Origin of the sequence: Paracholeplasma vituli, assembly GCF_025446935.1 — a bacterium.
Lineage (GTDB): Bacteria > Bacillota_I > Bacilli_A > Acholeplasmatales > UBA5453 > Paracholeplasma > Paracholeplasma vituli.
Window position 1 is genome coordinate 142333 of record NZ_JAOEGN010000003.1, and the last position, 18124, is coordinate 160456.

General features: G+C 34.3%; 18 protein-coding genes and 1 pseudogene. 15 read left to right on the forward strand and 4 right to left on the reverse strand.

The genetic code is table 11. The features are described from left to right. Window positions 1-103 precede the first annotated feature (103 nt). The 11 genes and pseudogenes from N7603_RS02640 (at window position 104) to N7603_RS09030 (ending at window position 12512) form a co-directional block, all read left to right on the forward strand. Entirely contained in the window at window positions 104-6382 is a 6279-nt protein-coding gene (locus tag N7603_RS02640) for an RHS repeat-associated core domain-containing protein (protein ID WP_262095782.1), read from the forward strand. Between the two features lie 16 nt (window positions 6383-6398). Further along, complete coding sequence (locus N7603_RS02645) at window positions 6399-7043, forward strand: hypothetical protein (RefSeq protein ID WP_262095783.1); 645 nt, start codon at window positions 6399-6401, stop codon at window positions 7041-7043. An 81-nt stretch (window positions 7044-7124) separates the two neighbouring features. Then, the gene (locus N7603_RS02650) at window positions 7125-7946 is read left to right on the forward strand and encodes an RHS repeat-associated core domain-containing protein (RefSeq protein WP_262095784.1); all 822 of its coding nucleotides are present in this window, start codon (window positions 7125-7127) and stop codon (window positions 7944-7946) included. A 1-nt stretch (window position 7947) separates the two neighbouring features. Then, the gene (locus tag N7603_RS02655) at window positions 7948-8538 is read left to right on the forward strand and encodes a hypothetical protein (RefSeq protein ID WP_262095785.1); all 591 of its coding nucleotides are present in this window, start codon (window positions 7948-7950) and stop codon (window positions 8536-8538) included. 70 nt (window positions 8539-8608) lie between these two features. Then, entirely contained in the window at window positions 8609-9145 is a 537-nt protein-coding gene (locus N7603_RS02660; protein ID WP_262095786.1) for an RHS repeat-associated core domain-containing protein, read from the forward strand. A 2-nt stretch (window positions 9146-9147) separates the two neighbouring features. Beyond that, complete coding sequence (locus N7603_RS02665) at window positions 9148-9594, forward strand: RDD family protein (protein WP_262095787.1); 447 nt, start codon at window positions 9148-9150, stop codon at window positions 9592-9594. Window positions 9595-9691: 97 nt separating this feature from the next. Then, window positions 9692-9916, forward strand: coding sequence for a hypothetical protein (locus tag N7603_RS02670; RefSeq protein ID WP_262095788.1), 225 nt, complete (start codon window positions 9692-9694; stop codon window positions 9914-9916). 12 nt (window positions 9917-9928) lie between these two features. Continuing rightward, window positions 9929-10531, forward strand: a complete 603-nt coding sequence (locus N7603_RS02675) for an ankyrin repeat domain-containing protein (RefSeq protein ID WP_262095789.1) — start codon at window positions 9929-9931, stop codon at window positions 10529-10531. Window positions 10532-10928: 397 nt separating this feature from the next. Next, window positions 10929-11078 (forward strand): hypothetical protein, encoded by a 150-nt coding sequence (locus N7603_RS02680; protein ID WP_262095790.1) that lies wholly within the window; start codon window positions 10929-10931, stop codon window positions 11076-11078. A 123-nt stretch (window positions 11079-11201) separates the two neighbouring features. Continuing rightward, a pseudogene (locus tag N7603_RS02685) lies at window positions 11202-12092 on the forward strand (IS3 family transposase); the annotation flags it as partial. A 57-nt stretch (window positions 12093-12149) separates the two neighbouring features. Further along, a complete protein-coding gene (locus N7603_RS09030; RefSeq protein WP_262095791.1) occupies window positions 12150-12512 on the forward strand; it encodes an RHS repeat domain-containing protein in 363 nt (120 codons plus the stop codon). 559 nt (window positions 12513-13071) lie between these two features. Here the strand turns inward: N7603_RS09030 and N7603_RS02695 are convergent. From N7603_RS02695 to N7603_RS02710, 4 genes are read right to left on the reverse strand one after another with little or no spacing between them, the layout of a single operon-like run. Beyond that, on the reverse strand, window positions 13072-13437 hold the full coding sequence (locus N7603_RS02695) for a Fur family transcriptional regulator (RefSeq protein WP_262095792.1): 366 nt from the start codon (window positions 13435-13437) through the stop codon (window positions 13072-13074). A 10-nt stretch (window positions 13438-13447) separates the two neighbouring features. Beyond that, window positions 13448-14257 (reverse strand): metal ABC transporter permease, encoded by an 810-nt coding sequence (locus N7603_RS02700; RefSeq protein WP_262095793.1) that lies wholly within the window; start codon window positions 14255-14257, stop codon window positions 13448-13450. After that, window positions 14250-14909 (reverse strand): metal ABC transporter ATP-binding protein, encoded by a 660-nt coding sequence (locus N7603_RS02705; protein WP_262095794.1) that lies wholly within the window; start codon window positions 14907-14909, stop codon window positions 14250-14252. Before N7603_RS02705 ends, N7603_RS02700 begins: the two co-directional genes overlap by 8 nt. Window position 14910: 1 nt before the next feature. Then, complete coding sequence (locus N7603_RS02710) at window positions 14911-15834, reverse strand: metal ABC transporter substrate-binding protein (RefSeq protein WP_262095795.1); 924 nt, start codon at window positions 15832-15834, stop codon at window positions 14911-14913. 193 nt (window positions 15835-16027) lie between these two features. On the opposite strand from N7603_RS02710, the gene rimP reads away from it, so the two are divergent. Genes rimP through N7603_RS02730 form a run of 4 tightly spaced genes read left to right on the forward strand, consistent with a single transcriptional unit; the run spans window position 16028 to window position 18113 of the window. Next, window positions 16028-16468: a ribosome maturation factor RimP gene (gene rimP / locus N7603_RS02715; protein ID WP_262095796.1), complete on the forward strand. Its 441-nt coding sequence runs from the start codon at window positions 16028-16030 to the stop codon at window positions 16466-16468. Window positions 16469-16484: 16 nt separating this feature from the next. Beyond that, window positions 16485-17561 (forward strand): transcription termination factor NusA, encoded by a 1077-nt coding sequence (nusA, locus tag N7603_RS02720; RefSeq protein WP_262095797.1) that lies wholly within the window; start codon window positions 16485-16487, stop codon window positions 17559-17561. A gap of 11 nt (window positions 17562-17572) precedes the next feature. Beyond that, window positions 17573-17842 carry an RNase P modulator RnpM gene (gene rnpM / locus N7603_RS02725; RefSeq protein ID WP_305071962.1) on the forward strand — a complete coding sequence of 90 codons (270 nt, stop codon included), beginning with the start codon at window positions 17573-17575 and terminating at the stop codon, window positions 17840-17842. After that, complete coding sequence (locus tag N7603_RS02730) at window positions 17835-18113, forward strand: L7Ae/L30e/S12e/Gadd45 family ribosomal protein (RefSeq protein WP_262095798.1); 279 nt, start codon at window positions 17835-17837, stop codon at window positions 18111-18113. The genes rnpM and N7603_RS02730 overlap by 8 nt, the downstream gene beginning before the upstream one ends. The last annotated feature ends 11 nt before the right edge of the window (window positions 18114-18124 follow it).

Here is an 18124-nt window from a genome sequence, read left to right on the forward strand (position 1 = left end):
AAAAAATTATCTAGTTTAAAAATTTTAGATATGATAATATTAAAAATAGATTATGCATGTTGTTTTACAAGTAGGATTATGTAATTCATGACAGGAGGAAACTATGAGATTACGTAGGAAACTAAGTGAAAAGCAGATTTTGACGATCTACAGTTTTTACAAAACGACACAACGATTTTTTATTGTTTTAGCTTTAACCGGTATGATTTTCAGTTTATTTCCCAATAAAAATGTTTATGCAACTAATAAAGTAATAACTAGCGACATTGCGAAATCTGAAATTTCCGAAAAAGATTACTACCAAAGCAGTGATGTTGACAGGGCTTTAGTTCCAATCGTTGAAGAAGACGAATCGAAACGAACAGCTAATGAAAAGCATTTTAGAAAATTAGACGGTACCTATGAAGTCGCAATATATGAAAATGAAGTTCATTACTATGATAAAGGCTCATGGTATGATATAGATAACAGTTTTGTCGATGATGGAACAAAACTTGAAAACAAACAAAACGCGTTTAGAGTTAATTTTCCAAAGACAATAAATGAAAATAAATCGATCCAAGTGAAAACTAAAAACTATTCGATTGATTGGCGTGTTATTGATATAGATAAGACAAGCGCAGCGTATTCTACGAATAGTCAAAAACAAACCACAAAGCATGAACTAAATTATGTTGAACAATCCGTTTATTACTCTAACATTAGACCCTATGTCGATTTAGAATATATACTAAAAGGATCAGATATTAAAGAGTACATAATACTCAATGATTTTATCGATAATTTCAGTATTTCATTTGAGTATTCACTAAAGAACTTAAATCTTATAGAACTTGAAGATGGGATATTTTTTGTGGATTTAAATGGTGAAAGAGTCTTTGAATTTGAAGACTTGTTTATGTTTGATTCTAACAATGAAGTATCTAATGATGTAGAAATAGAAATCATCGAAACAAATAAAGGTAACTATCTAGTCACGATCTTGCCTAATTTAGACTGGTTGAGTAGTGCAGTGTATCCAGTTAAAATCGACCCAACATTAGTTAGTACGACTACAAGTATGACTATTCGTGATACTTATATTTCACAAGTAAATCCAACAACAAATTATAGCAGTTCTCCTTACATGTATTTGAGTAATACAAATTTTACGAATCAATATAAAGGGCTAATCAGTTTTACACTACCGGCATCAATCATGAATCAAACAATTACATATGCCCATTTATCATTTATGCCATATGTAACGACAACCAATGCACAACTAAATATATACAAGAACATAAAGAGTTTTAATACAACCAATGTGACTTGGGATAGTTGGCATTCTGAACAAAGTTATGAAGATCGAGTTATCGATTACCACACAGTAAAAAATGGAAGTCCATTCATATTTGATATCACCAAACCTGTTAAGGAATGGCAAGCAGAAGGTATATCAATGATTGATGGGTTCACAATAGCTCATGACGATGAATATGGATCACTGAATGTCGTCTATCAAAATGAAACAACTAATTCATCGTATCGCCCTTTAGTAAAAATAGGCTATGAAGAGCCATCGGGCTTAAAAGATTATTGGACATATTCATCACAAAATGCTGGCATGATCGGTACTGGCTACATAAGTGATTATACTGGCAATTTAACATGGGTTAGAAAAGAGTACGAACTCAAAAATGAATATATGCCCTTAACACTATCATTTTTTTATAATAATTATAACAGAAATGTTGATATTGGATATGGTAATGGTTGGCGAACAAATTTTACAGTTGAAATCCAATACGATGCTTCATTGAATCTCTATTATTTGCACAAACCAGATGGTAACAAGATATATTTCATGAACAATGTGTGTACGATCATTTATTCAGAAGTAAAAAGCTGCAAAGCGATAGCAGAAGATGGATCCAGAATGGTTTTGGAACGAATCACAAATTTTGATCAGAATCAAAGTATTAAAGTAAAAACCATTTCCGACATCGAGTACAATTTCAACAATTCAGGTAGACTATCCTCATTAAGAAATACCAAAACAAGTCACACATTAACAATTGCATTTATGGATTCAAGTTCATTAAAAATTGACTATATTAAAGATGAAGCTGACAATAGGATTGATTTTACGTATGAAGGCACTTTACTTAGTGAAACAAAACTTGAGCTAAAAAAAGAGGAGAATGGCTATCGAGAAGTTGAGAAACGTAATTATAATTACGATACTTATAATAATCTATGCTATATCGATTATGATTACAGATATGGAAATGGATCAAACACCGAATGGACAACAGATACAAATAACCGACTCCACTATTTATTCGATAATAATAAGCGATTGGTACAGGCTTTCAATGAAAAAGATAATTTTAAAGTTCAATACAGTTACGATTTAAAAAATCGTGTAAATTCAATTTCTACAACCGATGATGACTTAAATTTAGGTCTTACAAGCATTGTATATGATTCATCAAAGACAACTTATACAGATCACGAAGCGAATAGCATTTATTATTCATTTGATCAGTATGGCCATACAGTCAATGTAATGGATGATTTTGGGAATAGCACATATTACAGATACAGTGGTCTCTTTACAAAAATAGATAACTTATGGAATCCAATCAATGGATATGATATGATTAATCTAGTTCCAAACTATGTCAACAATCATAAATTAATTGAAAGCTCGGATTTGATTAAACAACATCAAAATCCGTTACTAAATCATGGCTTTGAAGAGAGTAATTATGGTTGGACATTAAATAAAGGGACAGGTAATATAGTTTTCGCCTATAATGAGTCCGTACTTGGAGATAAATCCTTAAAGATTTCTAGATTAGCCTCGAGTGTTTATGCCAATCAACAAGTTTATTTGACTCAAGGTGAATATAAAGTTCAAGGTTGGATTAAGAATAATGGCGCTGTACCAGGTGCATATATCGATGTTGAAAATGTCACAACGAAAGGCATATTGAATAAAGTATTCCAAAAGGATGAATGGGTTCAATATGAACTGATTTTTACCATCAATACCTCAAGAACTGTTAATATCAAATTAGTAAATGACAGCAACTATTCAGATGCATTTTTTGATAATATTCAGATTAACAAAGGCTTTGTTGATACGAGATATAATCCTATTTCGAATAATTCATTTGAATCAGGCTCATCAAATTGGACATTGACTAACGCATCAGTTGTTAATATAAATGAAACTGGAATATTGAATGATATTTTGGGAAGCAAAGCACTCAAGATGGATGGTGATGGTGGGACAACTCATCAAGCCTATCAAACTATCGATGGACTTTATACAAGAGGTGAAAACTACAATGTTGGTGGATGGGCGAAAGCTCAAGCAGTCCCTAATAAAGGCTATAATAATGGAGTAGATCAATTTGATGGTAGATTTTTTGGGTTTGTAGTAGAAATCTACTGTGTCCCGTCACAGTTTGGTGATCCAGGTCAGCCGTATACTTCATACATTTTTATGCCATTTAATCCAGCTATAGACGATTGGCAATATCAGATGCATTCGTTTTTTGTGCCACAGTTCGCAGTTAACATCAAGATTTATGCTAGATACAATGGAGAGGGTACAGCTTATTTTGACAATATACAACTTTATCATGATGATTTAAGTACTAAATATGGGTATGATGTAAGTACAGGAGACCTTACAACTATTGCAAAACCTGACGGTACAAACATAAAAATCGATTATGATGACGAGCACAATGTTGAAAAGATCACTCAAAATGAACAAGTAGTTGAAATTAAAAGTACAGATACTTATCAAATCGAGCAAATCACGAAGAATAATGTTAAAACTACCTTTGAATATGACACTATAACAAATCAATTAAAATACACATATGTGGGTAGAGGCATACAACTTTATTCACAAGATAAATGGTTTCAAACATCCACAGGTTATACAAGCGATGGACAGTACATTAGTTCGCAAACGGATGAGTTTGGTAATACGATAAATATTGGAACAGATATAACCATAGGCAAAATCAAAGAACTGAAGGATGCAATAGGTAACATTCAAAGATTTACGTATGATGAATATGGCAATCTAGTCAATACAACCATTGATAGCAGTACTTCCTCAGAGGTACTTACTGGAAGCTATGAATATGACGATTATGGCAGAATATGGAAAATTAGTAGGAATGGCTATATATATGAGTTCGTATATGATGCTTTGAACCAAATCACAAGTGTCAAAATAGCAAATGTCACGGTGATGTCGTATGAATATTGGTTAGATGATACAGGTGTATATCATACAGGCTTATTAAAGACACAAATCTATGGAAACTCAGACACTGTGGGTTTTGTATATACTAAAGAAAGATTACTGGAGTCAATCAGTTTTAACGGGGTAATCAGGTATGAGTACAAATATGACACATCTGGTAATCTATCCATTTTCAAAGATATCCATAATAACAACATCTATTTTTATGCCTATGATTTGGCTGGTAGATTAAAAAAAATAACTGACAAAGATGGCAACAGAATTACTTACCAATATGATCAGAGTGGTCATGTTGCACATTATTATTACAACATATCTGGGGTGTCTAGAGCGGTTACTTATAGTTACAATCATTCAACTGGTGAATACGACTATACACTATACAGTGTAGGCAACACGGCAGTCAAAAAAGATTTCAATTATGATACAGATTCTTTAAGAAGATTAAACAGTATAGATTTAATTATTGGAACAAATACCTTCAAAAAAATAATCGGATACGATGACTCTAAAGTCGATCCAACCATGGGTAACGCAACCACACGGATTTATCAAATCACTTATCAAAAAAATGGCACAACACGACAGGTTCATCAATATACGTATGATAAGAACCATAATATAACAGCCATTTCCGTGAAAGCTTCGGGAATGACAATTGAACACTATCAGTATTATTACGATGGATTTAATCAGTTAGTTAGAGAAGACATTTATCTCATCGGTCGAGTATCCAAAACAGTAGTGTACAACTACGATTTACAAAATAATCTAACATCGATTAAGACATTTAGTTATCTCAATGTAACAGGTACACCACAAACAGAAAAAAAGATGTACTATCAAAACACCTGGAAAGATCAATTAACAAAGATTGAGTACTATGTAAGTGGTTCACTTAGTTACTATCAAACATTCAGTTATGACGCCAGTGGAAATGTAACAAGTCTAATAGATTCTAGAACAGCCACTGCGTATAAGAACTATGAGTGGGACGGCAGACAATTAGTAAATTATATTACTGCCTCAAAGACAATCGCCTTTAAGTATAATGACCAAGGCATTCGAACTCGACAAGTTCAAGTAACATCGAGTGGTACGATTACGATTGATTACAGCTTAGATGGTGACAAAGTTTTAGTCGAAAGCAGAAGTGATGGGATTACCTTATCGTATACCTATGATGTGGATGGTACACTGCTCAGTATGCAGTATAATGGGAATGAATACTTCTATATCACGAATATGCAAGGTGATGTCATCGAATTGGTTGATATCAATGGCAATACTGTTTCAACCTATCGATATGATGCCTGGGGTAACATAATTGATCAAACAGGTGGAACAATAGCAGATATGAACCCATATCGATATCGAGGCTATCGATATGATGTAGAAACAGGGTATTATTACTTACAATCTAGATATTATGATCCTGTAATCGGTAGATTTATTAGTAGTGATGGTCTCTTAGGTGAAACAGGCAATCTATTAACACACAATATGTATGCTTATGCAAACAATAATCCGGTTATGAATGTAGATCCAAATGGGGATTTTGCAATAAGTGCTCTTATCATTGGTGCAATTTTGGGGTTCGCAGCTGTGTATATTCAAGATGTAATGTACGAACTTAAAGACGGGTTTGAGTGGTCAGACTTAAATACTTTTGAGGAAAATGGCTGGAAATATTTAGGTGCGACTTTAGGTGGTGCACTTGGTGGACTTGGCGCAGGTATGGGAACAACAATGCTTGCAGGAGGATTAGGTAGCGTAGTTTCAGGACTATTTAGTGGAGAAATCAACTCTTTGTCATCAGCTTCACTCCATTTCGGCATGGGAATGGTTACTAGTGGACTATCATATGGGTTAAGTAAATGTATCACAAGTAGCTTAGCATCAAAAAAAATTTCCAGTATTTTGGGAACATCAAACAAAAATATAAGAATCAATTCTAATCTTAGAAAAGCTAATTTTGGGGATTTAAAAATTGGTAGAGACGGATTTAGATATGTTACTCGAGAATTATATATACGACTTGGTTATGATAGTATGCAACAAAATATTGCTTATGGAATTGATTTTACATTTGGATTAATATCCTAAGAAGTGAGGAATTGAAATGATTATTATTCTAGGTTTATGTATATTTATACTAATTATTTGCATGTTTATGATAGGTTTTTTATTGTTAACAAATATTGAATACGCTATCATTCCAGTGATAGTGGCTCTTGGATTAGTAATTGTAATTAGGAAAATATTTTATAGTTACGTTAGAAAGTATCCTTTAAATGATAAAAAAGATTTCATAAGTAAAAATATTTACAAACTAGTAGTTGATTCTATTGATTTTTGGAGTATTAGTTTTATTGTAAAAGAAGGAGTATGGATTTGTGAAGAAAATGGTGAGAAAGTCGTCTTAGATTTAAAGGGTTTTATTTTCCCTAAATCATTCATTAGAGCGTACGTGATAAGAAATTTACGGTATAAAACCATAGACAAAAAAGCTCCAATATATCAATTATACGCAAACAAATTTCGCATTGACAAGTTTAATAATATGGACATTAAACTTCAATTATGTGATGATTCAAGCTATGTAGTTCGAGATGGTGTCTCAATTTATGGTTTTATAAGCAGGGAAATTACTAGGTCTAGGTCACGTTATATGTTTAATACTAATCGCAGTCTTTTTTCAGCTAAAAAAAATAGAGTCTCAATAAACGAAAAAATATATTTAACATATGATAATAATGGAGATTAGTAGATTAAAGTAGAATACTTGGAGATCATGAATAATTTCAATTAGTTTGTAAGGCAAAAAGACTCATACATCGAGTTAATATTGGTTGATATCAATGGTAATACTGTCGCAACCTATCGATATGATGCCTGGGGTAACATAATTGATCAAACAGGTGGAACAATAGCAGATATGAACCCATATCGATATCGAGGCTATCGATATGATGTAGAAACAGGGTATTATTACTTACAATCTAGATATTATGATCCTGTAATCGGTAGATTTATTAGTAGTGATGGTCTCTTAGGTGAAACAGGCAATCTATTAACACACAATATGTATGCTTATGCTGGTAATAATCCGGTTATGAATGTAGATCCTAACGGTGATTTTGCGATTACAGCATTAGTTATAGGTGTTGTAGCTGGGATGTTTATAGGTGCAGGGGCAAGTATAATTACACAAGCAGCTGCTAATAACTGGGATTGGAACTCAATAGATTACGGATTGGTTATGAATGATGCAATATTTGGTGGTATTAGCGGAGCACTCGCCGTTAGCGGATTAGGGATGTTCGGATCGGCAATTAGTGGTGGGTTACTAAATGGTATACAACTTTTAGTAGAAAGTGCTATAACAGGGCGATCAATTAGTTCTGCTGAAGCGTGGCTTTCTATTGGTTTAGGATTTTCTGGTAGATTTATTCCATCATCGGGATTTAATGCAAAAAATTTAAGTGGAGTTTGGAAAACTTCTTCATCCAAATTAGCAACAGCTCAGTCTGCTAAAAAGATAGCTATGTATGAAGCTAAAAGAACACTTGTGAAAAGTACTATTAAAAAAGGATCTGTTGGATACATTGTATCTACAATAGGAACATCGAGCATAAATTATCTATTTGATGAATTAGGATGGTATTAGCATGGAAATATTTATGTATACTTTGCGTGTAACATATATTTTAAATATAATAACAGTGTTTTTATTAACGATTAAAAAAGTAATAATGCATAAAAAAATGAATGATATAGGATTATATTATTCAGGGTGGACTTTTGGTACAGCACTTTTTATTTCCTTACTATTTAATACCACATTCTTTATGTCAGATGTAATTGCTAATTCATGGCATAATTTAGGTATTGCTAACCTTGTTTTACTCATTGTAATGAATATATTGAATCTATTTATAACGTTTGCTGTTTTCTTTATAACTAAAAAAAGAATAGCTGTTAATGCTTCATCATTTGTAATTTACAATATGTTTTCAAAGAAATATATTGAGTTTAGTGATATTGATACTGAGAAAAGTGAGTATATCTTTGTTTTAAGAAAGTCTAATAATGTTTTACCTAAAAGGAATATTTTTGGATATAATGAATACATAAACATTTATTTGAAAAACGGTAAAGATATTACGATTAACCTAAATCCATTTTTGTTTAGTGGAAATAAAGTATTATTATTTACAGTGGTTGTAAAACAATTAAAGATTAAAAGAAAAACACTTTAAAATAATCATAACAACAATTCAAAGTTTAGTATTACTTTTAGGTGAAACAGGCAATCTACTAACCCACAATATGTATGCTTATGCTGGTAATAATCCGGTTATGAATGTAGATTCAAATGGAGATTCATTTTTGCTAGCAATAATCGTGATAACAGCAACAATGCTCACAGCAGGACTAATTTCAGTCGCACCAGCAGATGAACATTCGGAAGATAATGTAACTGTATCGGGTGGATCGTCACCAATTTCATCTGTATTTGGTATTGAAATCTTTGGTATAGGTGTGTTAGCTAATTTGGGGTTAGATGGTAGGTCATGCAATGCCTTAGGTTTTTGTCAAGGTTACCATCAAGTCGGCTTTCAAGTTATAAAAATAGGAATTAGTTACACAGAATACTATGACGGTAGCGATTCATCATCTTTATCATTTGGAATTTTTTACTTGTCATTAAACAACTTCGACTTTTTAGATTTCGATTCGTGGGGGGGCGGAGTTTCCTTCGGTTTTACGAGTGGAACCTATGGTGGAGGAACATCTGGATCAATTGACATAGACATTATCGGGTTACTTCGAGATTTACGAAATGCAGTGAAAAAAGGTGAATAATCATGATGAAAGATGATAAAGTTGAGAATTCGGATATTATGTTACGTTATAAGAAAAGTATAGATGTTGATTCACTAATGACCTTTATTCTTCTTTTGGTGCTTTTTATTTCATTAGGCATCATTTTTGAGATTAATAGATGGCAAACGGAAATAATTATGATACCAATTATGTTTGTTACACTGATTGAATATTTTCTCCAGGATTTTATATTTCATAAAAGTATTGGTAAAAGAATATATAAACTTAAGATTGTTACCAATATAGAAACAAAAAAGAAACTTTTAAAAGCACTGGTTATGCGGCGATTCTATGAAGCTACTTATCATCCTTTACTTAATAAGGACTTTGCTGCGATAGTTAGCATGATTGAAGCGATGACTGAAACCAAAATAGTGGATGATGTTAAAACAAAGAGTGCTGTTAATAAACAACACAAGACACAATGAAAATAAGAAAAAAGTTGATCTCATGTCTTAAATAGACAAGTGTTTCTTAGATTGATATTGAGATTAACTCTGGGCGAATTTATAGGAGTATGACAATATGACTAAAATAATTAAAAAAATTGTATGTGTAGTGATAATATCATTTTCTATTTATCTCGGTTTCGCCGGATATAGACAGTATGATTATAATCAAGGGGACCCAAGGGCCCTAATTAGAGCAATTAGAAGGTTTGATGATGAAGCTTTGAATAAATTAATTGATAACCCCAAAAACATGGATTCTACGCCTAAAAAGTTAGCGATATTTATTTTAGATGATTAGAATCGAAATCCTTTGCAGGAAGCTGCAGCAGTAGGTAATTATAACGCAGTAGTTGCCTTAGTTGAAGCTGGTGCGAATGTCATTTTTATTAATTCTATAACAAAAAGAACACCGTTGATTGATGCATTGGAATCTTATGAAGTGAATCGATTTTTAATTGCTAATTACCTAGTTGATCAGGGTGCAGATGTACACCATTCAATAACAAAACATGGTATCGGTAATGCTTTGGCTGAATCCATTTTTTACTATGGTGTTTCGATGAAAGAAAGCTATGATTTTTTTCAAAGGATGATTAGTCTTGATGGTAATCCTTATATTTACGTGAGTCCTGGGAATATTTTATTGAAATCAGCTTTTGAAAAGCATAAATTGGTCATGGTTTATTTGCTAGAAAATGATCTATTTGATGTCAATGTCGTTAATAAAGCAGGTTTCTCAGCACTTATGTTTTTAGCTAGATTTACGATTGATGAACTCAATATTGAGATGGTAAATATCCTGTTAGAGTACGATGCTGATAAAACGTTAGTCAATGAAGATGGTATGACAGCATATGATTACGCATTAGAAACAGGTAATCCAAAATTGATTGAACTGTTAAGATTTGAATAATCATAGACGGAAATGTCACTCCAACAAGAAATCTAGAAGTATGTATTATATTACCTGTTAATAAGAGATATTATTACGAGGTGAATAACGAGAAAAAACCATATACACAGAATAATCTGCATTTCAATGAACGTGATTATGGAGATAGCGATATTGAACTTTGGAGAAGAGTTTGAGTATTTGATTTTTAATAGATTCAAGAACATCTTATGCAAATAAGAACTATGAGTGGGACGGCAGACAATTAGTAAATTATATTACTTCCTCAAAGACAATCGCCTTTAAATATAATGATCAAGGCATTCGAACACGACAAGTGATGCTAGTATAGAAAGTAGACAAGTTAAAAGTAGAGGGTTCATGATAGAAAAAAACAATAACAAGGAGCGAACTTTCTATGAAAAAACAGTATACAAAACAGTTTAAAATGGACGCCATTAAGTACCGAAATGATCATCCAGAGTTAGGCAACACAGCAGTTTGTAGAAACCTCGATATCGCTGAGGTAACGTTTTGCAAATGGTTTAAAAAAGTACAACGAAAATAATAGCGATATCCATCACAGAGGCAGTGGTAACTTCTCTAGTAACTTAGAAAAAGAAAACGCTCGACTTAAAAAAGAACTAGCTGCTAAAGAAGACGCGTTAAGAATCCTAAAAAAAGCAATCAGAATTCTGGGCGAAGAACCCAAATAATATACGAACTCGTTAGTCAAGAACCTGGTATTTCGGTTAACAGAGTGCTGAAGTTATTACACGTATCTATGTCAGGTTATTATAAGTGGATTAAAAGAACGCCTTCCATTAAAGCAGCAGAGAAACACCAAGTCAAACAAGAGATTCAAAAAGAGTATGATGAGGCTAAACAAATCTATGGTGCACCTAAAATCACTGAAAAGCTGAATGAACGGGGAATTACAATCGCCATTAAAACCGTAGGAAACTATATGCGTGAAATGGGCATCATGGCTATCTATCGGAGTAAATGGGTTAAAACAACCATTGACAGTGACTTTAGTAGCGAACTAGAGAATATCCTTAAACGAGATTTTAAGGCTGACAAACCAAACACCCTATGGGTAACGGATATCACCTATATTTGGACTTATGAAGGCTTTGTGTATTTAACCAGTATCATGGGTTTGTTTTCAAGGGAAATCATCGCTTGGGAACTTACAGTCCATCTAAATGTATCTTGTGTAATCGATTGTGTAAAGAAAGCTAAATCGAGACGAGAACTGGATAAGGCATTAATCATCCATAGTGATCGTGGGTCTCATTTTGTTTCAGAAGCGTATCGACAATTAGTCGATGAGGACATGAGACGTAGCTATTCAAAGAAAGGCGATCCCTGGGATAATGCGTGTATTGAATCCTTTCACGCACTCATTAAACGTGAGTGGTTAAAACGATTTAAAATCAAAACTTATAGCCAACCCTATAGTCTAGTTTTTGAATACATAGAGACATTCTACAACACAGTTAGAATTCATGGTTCATTAAATTACATGTCTCCAAATCAATATGAAAAGAATTATGAAAGCATCAAGCAATCAAATTAATGTACCCTTTTTCTAATACAATACATTTAAGTTGTCCACTTTGTTGACTTAGTACCAGTGGGTTTTGTATATACTAAAGAAAGATTACTGGAGTCAATCAGTTTTAACGGGGTAATCAGGTATGAGTATAAATATGACACATCTGGTAATCTATCCATTTTCAAAGATATCCATAATAATAACATCTATTTTTATGCCTATGATTTGGCTGGTAGATTAGAAAAAATAACGGACAAAGATGGCAACAGAATTACTTACCAATATGATCAGAGTGGTCATGTTGCTCATTATTATTACAACATATCTGGGGTGTCTAGAGCGGTTACTTATAGTTACAATCATTCAACTGGTGAATACGACTATACACTATACAGTGTAGGCAGCACGACAGTCAAAAAAGATTTCAATTATTTGTATTAGACAAAAAAACGAAAATCACTTCAGTATGGGTTTCTGTTTAATTTTGACCATAGTGTGTGGGAATCCATTATCAATTGGTCAAACCAATGCCTATTGAGTCACTGGTGGGTACACTGGTTTGGATAGGAAGCCCCCACTTCTATTAAGTGGTGGGTAGTTCACTGAGTGTAGAACAGTTGAATCTCATTAAGTTGTCTCCAGGATGTCCCAATTACGCCAAAAAAGAAACAAGTTTTGGATGGACAAGATTCATGTAATTCATTAAGTACAAGTTAATGTTTTAGGTATAGAAGGATTTAGAACCGTAGGAACCACGGGCCAATTAATTCACTGGTCGGTACACGGGTTCGGATAGGCCCCCACCTCTTTTATACTGTGGATAATTCACATCATAATTTCAATCTATGTCAGACTAAATATAAAAAGGACTTTCATCTCTTAATAAAACGTGGATGAAGTCCTTTTTTGTATTTTCAAAGTAATAAGAGCTTTAATAGCTATAAAATGAGATTTTATAGATTAATCTAGGCCAATTTATTCTCGAAAAAGGGGGTTTGATTTATAAAGAGGCTTGACAAGCTTGACAATAACCATAAACTGTGAGATCGTGACCGGTAATTGTAAAATGGTTTTTTAAGGCGTCTTCGTCCGCAATCCCGTGAACGTGACAATCCATCTCAATCATTTTGTGGCATTTTAAACAAACCATGTAATGTTTGTGTTCAGGAGATGAAATCTTATAGTAAGTGGTATTATCTAAAAACGTCTTTTCAACTAAATGATACTGTAGGAAGGTATCTAGTGTACGGTAAACCGTCGATAGATTCATCGAACCCATCGGAAGTTTGGCATAAATCATTTCAGCCGATAATGGGGTCTTTTGTTTTTTTAAGAAAGCGAGTAGTTGTTCCCTTTGTTTTGTCATTTTCAGCATATCAATCACGACCTTTCAATTTAGAATAAGTAAATATCGATAGGAATAGTATACCATGAACTACGATGATCGTGGACCCAGCTGGAATTCCTATGAAGTGCGCGATTAAGATTCCAACAAGCGATACTAACGCATTGATGATTAAACCTTGAACCACCATTTGTTTGAAACTCTTGGATATGAGTTGTGAAGATACCGCAGGGAAGATGATGAATGCAGATATAAGTAATGTTCCAATGGTCTTTACACCAATCACGATGATGATAGCAGTAAGTATCGCTAAAGCATAATCGTAGAAAGCGATTTGGATACCTGAGAATTTCGCATAGTTATCATCAAACGTGATAGAAAACAATTTCGCATAACCTCTAATAATGAATATTGCAGTAATAACCAACACAGTTAATGCAATCCATATGTCAACCCAGGTTGTCGAGAAAATAGACCCGACCAACATCGATTCCACGGAACGATTAAACCCATTGGATGTCGAAATTAAAATGAGTCCAATCGCGAACGAGAAGGAGGAGACCAAACCAATCGCAGTATCGCCTTCAACCAGATGGTTACGCATTAACCATTTGATTAAAATCGCGGCCAGGATAACTACAGGTATCGCAATCCAAATCGGGTTAGCGGACAATAATACACCGATGATGATACCGGTAAAACTGATGTGGGCTAAACCATCCCCGATTAGGGATTGGTTATTTGAAACTAAGAAACTGGATATAAAGCCTGTTGAAAGTGCCAATATCAAACCAATGATGAGGGCACGAATCATAAATGGCCAAAATAGAAAATCAAACATGGTGATGGTGACCTCCTTTTTTATGACCTAATAATTGGTACTGTTCAAAGGTACCAAAGAACTTAACCTCTTGGTCGAGTTCAAGGATTTTGGATCCATGACGGAGACCATCGCTTAGGTCGTGGGTAACGTGGATTATGGTCATACCTTGATCGTTCAATTTTTCAATATAGCTATAGAAAAATTGTCTAAAATTTGGGTCTAAAGCAGAAGTAGGTTCATCTAAAATAAGGACATCTGGATTGGACAACAAAGCTCTGATGATGTACACACGCTGTTGTTCACCACCCGAAAGACGTTGCATCGGATGGTACTTTAAATCGAACATTTCCATCTCTTTCAAAAGGGTATCGATGGCTTCATTCGAAGGGCGTTTTGCATTGGATAATTTTAAGACTTCATAGACAGTAGCGGGGAGTTTTGCACTTTGGTTGAGATGTTGTGGTAAATAGCCAAAAACCACAGGGGCAATCGTCATTTTGCCCTGTGTTGGTTTTTGTAAGTTCGTTAAAATTTTAATGAGGGTGGTTTTACCAGATCCATTAGGACCGATGATATTTAGATAATCGCCTTTATTTACTTGAAACTGGATATCTTTTAGAACCACCGATGTGCCATATTCAACAAATACATGTTCGGCTTGGATAATCATATTAAAGCCCCATTTCGAAAGTCAGTTTGATGTTTGTTAAGTTCTCTTCCCAAAGTTGCAACAAAGTCGTATTGGATTTATATTGGTCTTTTGAAATATTGTGCATACTATGAAGAGGGACTAATGTGACTTCGTAATTGTAAGCAGATTTTAAGTCTGATTGAATGGTTTTTGCAATACTTTCAGATTCGAATGGATCAAAATATACATACTTCGCTTGATTGGTTTTGATTTCAGAAATCATTAGTGCGATTTGAGCGGATGTTGGGTCAGCATCAGGGCTAAAGGAATCCGTCAAACTTACAATATTTAAACTGTATTCTTCATTTAGTGAAGAGAATACGTTGTGGCCTAAAAAGAAAATCGGTTTGCTAGAAGCATTTTCAATTGAGTTTATTTCTATGTGTAATTCACCAAGTGCTTCTTTGAGTGTATTCGCATTCTCGGTATAGTAAGTTGCATGCTCTGGATCAATTTCAATAATGTGATCTAAAATCGCGTCAACCATGTGAATTTGTGTGTGGGGGGAAACCCAATAATGAACATCATGTCCGTGTTCATGGTCATCTAAGTGTTCACCTGGATGAGCCGCGTCGTGTTTAGCTTCTGTTTCAGCTTCTAAATCCACAACTATAACGTCGCTATCAACCACATCTAAAGCCCATGTTTCTAGTTTGGGTGATGTGAATATGAATAATTTTGCTTGATTGATTTGAATGACTTGACGAGAGGTCGGTTCAAAATCGTGAGCTTCCACGCCTGGTGGTAAAATCATGGTGTAGGTTAAATCTTGATCACCTACGATAGTTCTTACCATGTCATATTGTGGGTAGAGGGTCACAACAATGTCATATGTCTTTGTTTGACAAGCCGATAAAATGAGGGTTGTCAACAAGAGGGGGAAAACGATTAAAACTTTTTTCATCTCTTAAAACTCCTTTTCAACACAATCGATTATAGCACAAAGTTTTTTAGTTGCAAATAGTTTGCATTTGCATTTTTCACATAAATGATAAGTTTTGTTTGATATGAGACCCTATATTATGATATAATATGAGCCGTAAAGGTGAGTGGATTAGGTTCCACTCATTTTATTAGTCAAAAGTAGGTGAGCAAATATGGATTTAAAACAGATGGAAGAAGTCATTGTAAAACTATTAGAACAACAGAGCTTAGTCTTGTATAGTCTAAAAGTTAAACATGAATTTGGTGAAAAAATCTTAGAGGTAATTGTGGATGGAAATGATTTATCGAGTGATCATTTAGGGGTTGTGAATCAAAAACTCTCTTTAGCACTAGATGCAGTCGGATTCGATCCAAACTATTATTTAGAAGTTTCCTCACCAGGTGCAGAACGTCCACTCCGTAATGAAACAGAGGTTTTATCCGCGGTTGGCAAGTATGTCCACATCGAATCAAATGAAATCAATAGTGATGGCTACTTACTCGAATTCAAAGAAGGAATCTTATTATTTCAAATCAATTTAAAAGGCCGCTTGAAAAAGATTGAGATTCCGTATCAATCGGTTAAATCAATTCGTTTAGCGATTAAGTTTTAGGAGGAATGAAACGAACATGGTAAGCAAAGAGTTTTTTAGATTACTAGAAGTCATAGCAGATGAACGCGGGATCTCTGTAGACTTAATTACGGATGCATTCATCAAAGGGATGATTGTGGCGTTCAAAAAGAGCAAAGGCCACACGTCTTGTCGAGTTGAAGTGAATCCGGAAAAGAATGAAATTTTGGTGTTTGAACAACACTTAGTCGTACCGGATGAAGGGTATGATTTAGAAGCGGACCCAACACTTAAACAAATGAAGTTAAGTGAAGCACGTCAACACAAAGCAAGAATTAAAGTCGGAGACATCTTAGAAGAATTCATCAACCCGAAAGAATTCTCACAAACTGCGGTTGTGAATTTAAAGAATGTCTTAAACCAAAACTTGAAGAACATTGAAAAAGAAAATGTCTATCAATTTTTCAAGTTAAAAGAAAAAGAAATGGTAATTGCGAAAGTCATCGGCGAAGATGAAGAGTACTACCGTTTAGACTTAGGTAAAGAACTGACAACGTTGTTACCAAAAAGAGAAGCCCTACCTACTGATAAATTCGATGTTGGGGAATCCATTAAAGTCTATATCGCAAGTGTTGAAATGAAGACAAAGGGTCCAAAAGTACTTGTAACAAGACTTGACAAGAGCTTAGTTACAAGATTATTTGAAAACTTGATTCCTGAAGTTAAGTCTGGTGTAGTTGAAATCATGGGTATCGCGAGAGACCCAGGTGATCGTACTAAAGTAGGGGTTATGTCTAACGATAAGAACGTGGATGCTATCGGTGCATGCATAGGGGAGGAATCCTCACGTATTCGTGAAATCGTCAGAGCGCTATCTGGCGAAAAAGTTGACTTATTCTTATGGAGCACCAATGAAAGAGACTTAATTGCGAACTCTTTACAACCTGCTGAAGTTTTAGCGGTTACTCAAATCAACCCAATTAAGCGTACAACCCTAGCGATTGTTAAAGATGATAAATTATCTCTAGCCATCGGTAAAGGTGGTCAAAACGTTAAATTAGCTGTACAAGCGATTAACTGGAAAATCGATATTAAGAGTGCTTCCATGGCTGAAGCTGAAGGTATCATTTTCTAAGGAGGTTTCTCATGAAAGAAAAAAAAGTGCCCATGCGCACTTGTGTAGTGACTAAAGAAGTTAGACCTAAAAAAGACCTGATTCGCGTAGTAGCGACCCAAGAAGGGGAAGTCTCCGTAGATCTTAAAGGCAAAGCCAATGGACGTGGTGCTTATTTAATTCTTTCCAAAGAAGTGATTGAAAAAGCCCGTAAGTCTAAAGCTTTAGATAAAAAATTAGAAGTGACTGTACCAGATGCGATTTACGATACATTGTTATCGCTTGTAGGTGACCATGCCTAGTCGTTTAGGTTTGGCCAAGGCCGCAGGTAAAATCAAAGCGGGTACGGATTTTACAGTCGAAGCGATTCGTAATAAAGAGGCTAAACTAGTGTTTCTCGCCAGTGATGCATCAGCTAATACCAAGAAAAGGGTATTGGATAAAGCCTCATTTTACGAAGTACAAGTACTTGAATTATTTGATACGGAGACACTGTCAAGAGCTGTTGGTAGAACCAATATCAAAGCTTTAGCACTCACCGATCAAGGATTTGCCAATATGTTTAAAAAATAGAAGGAAGTGAT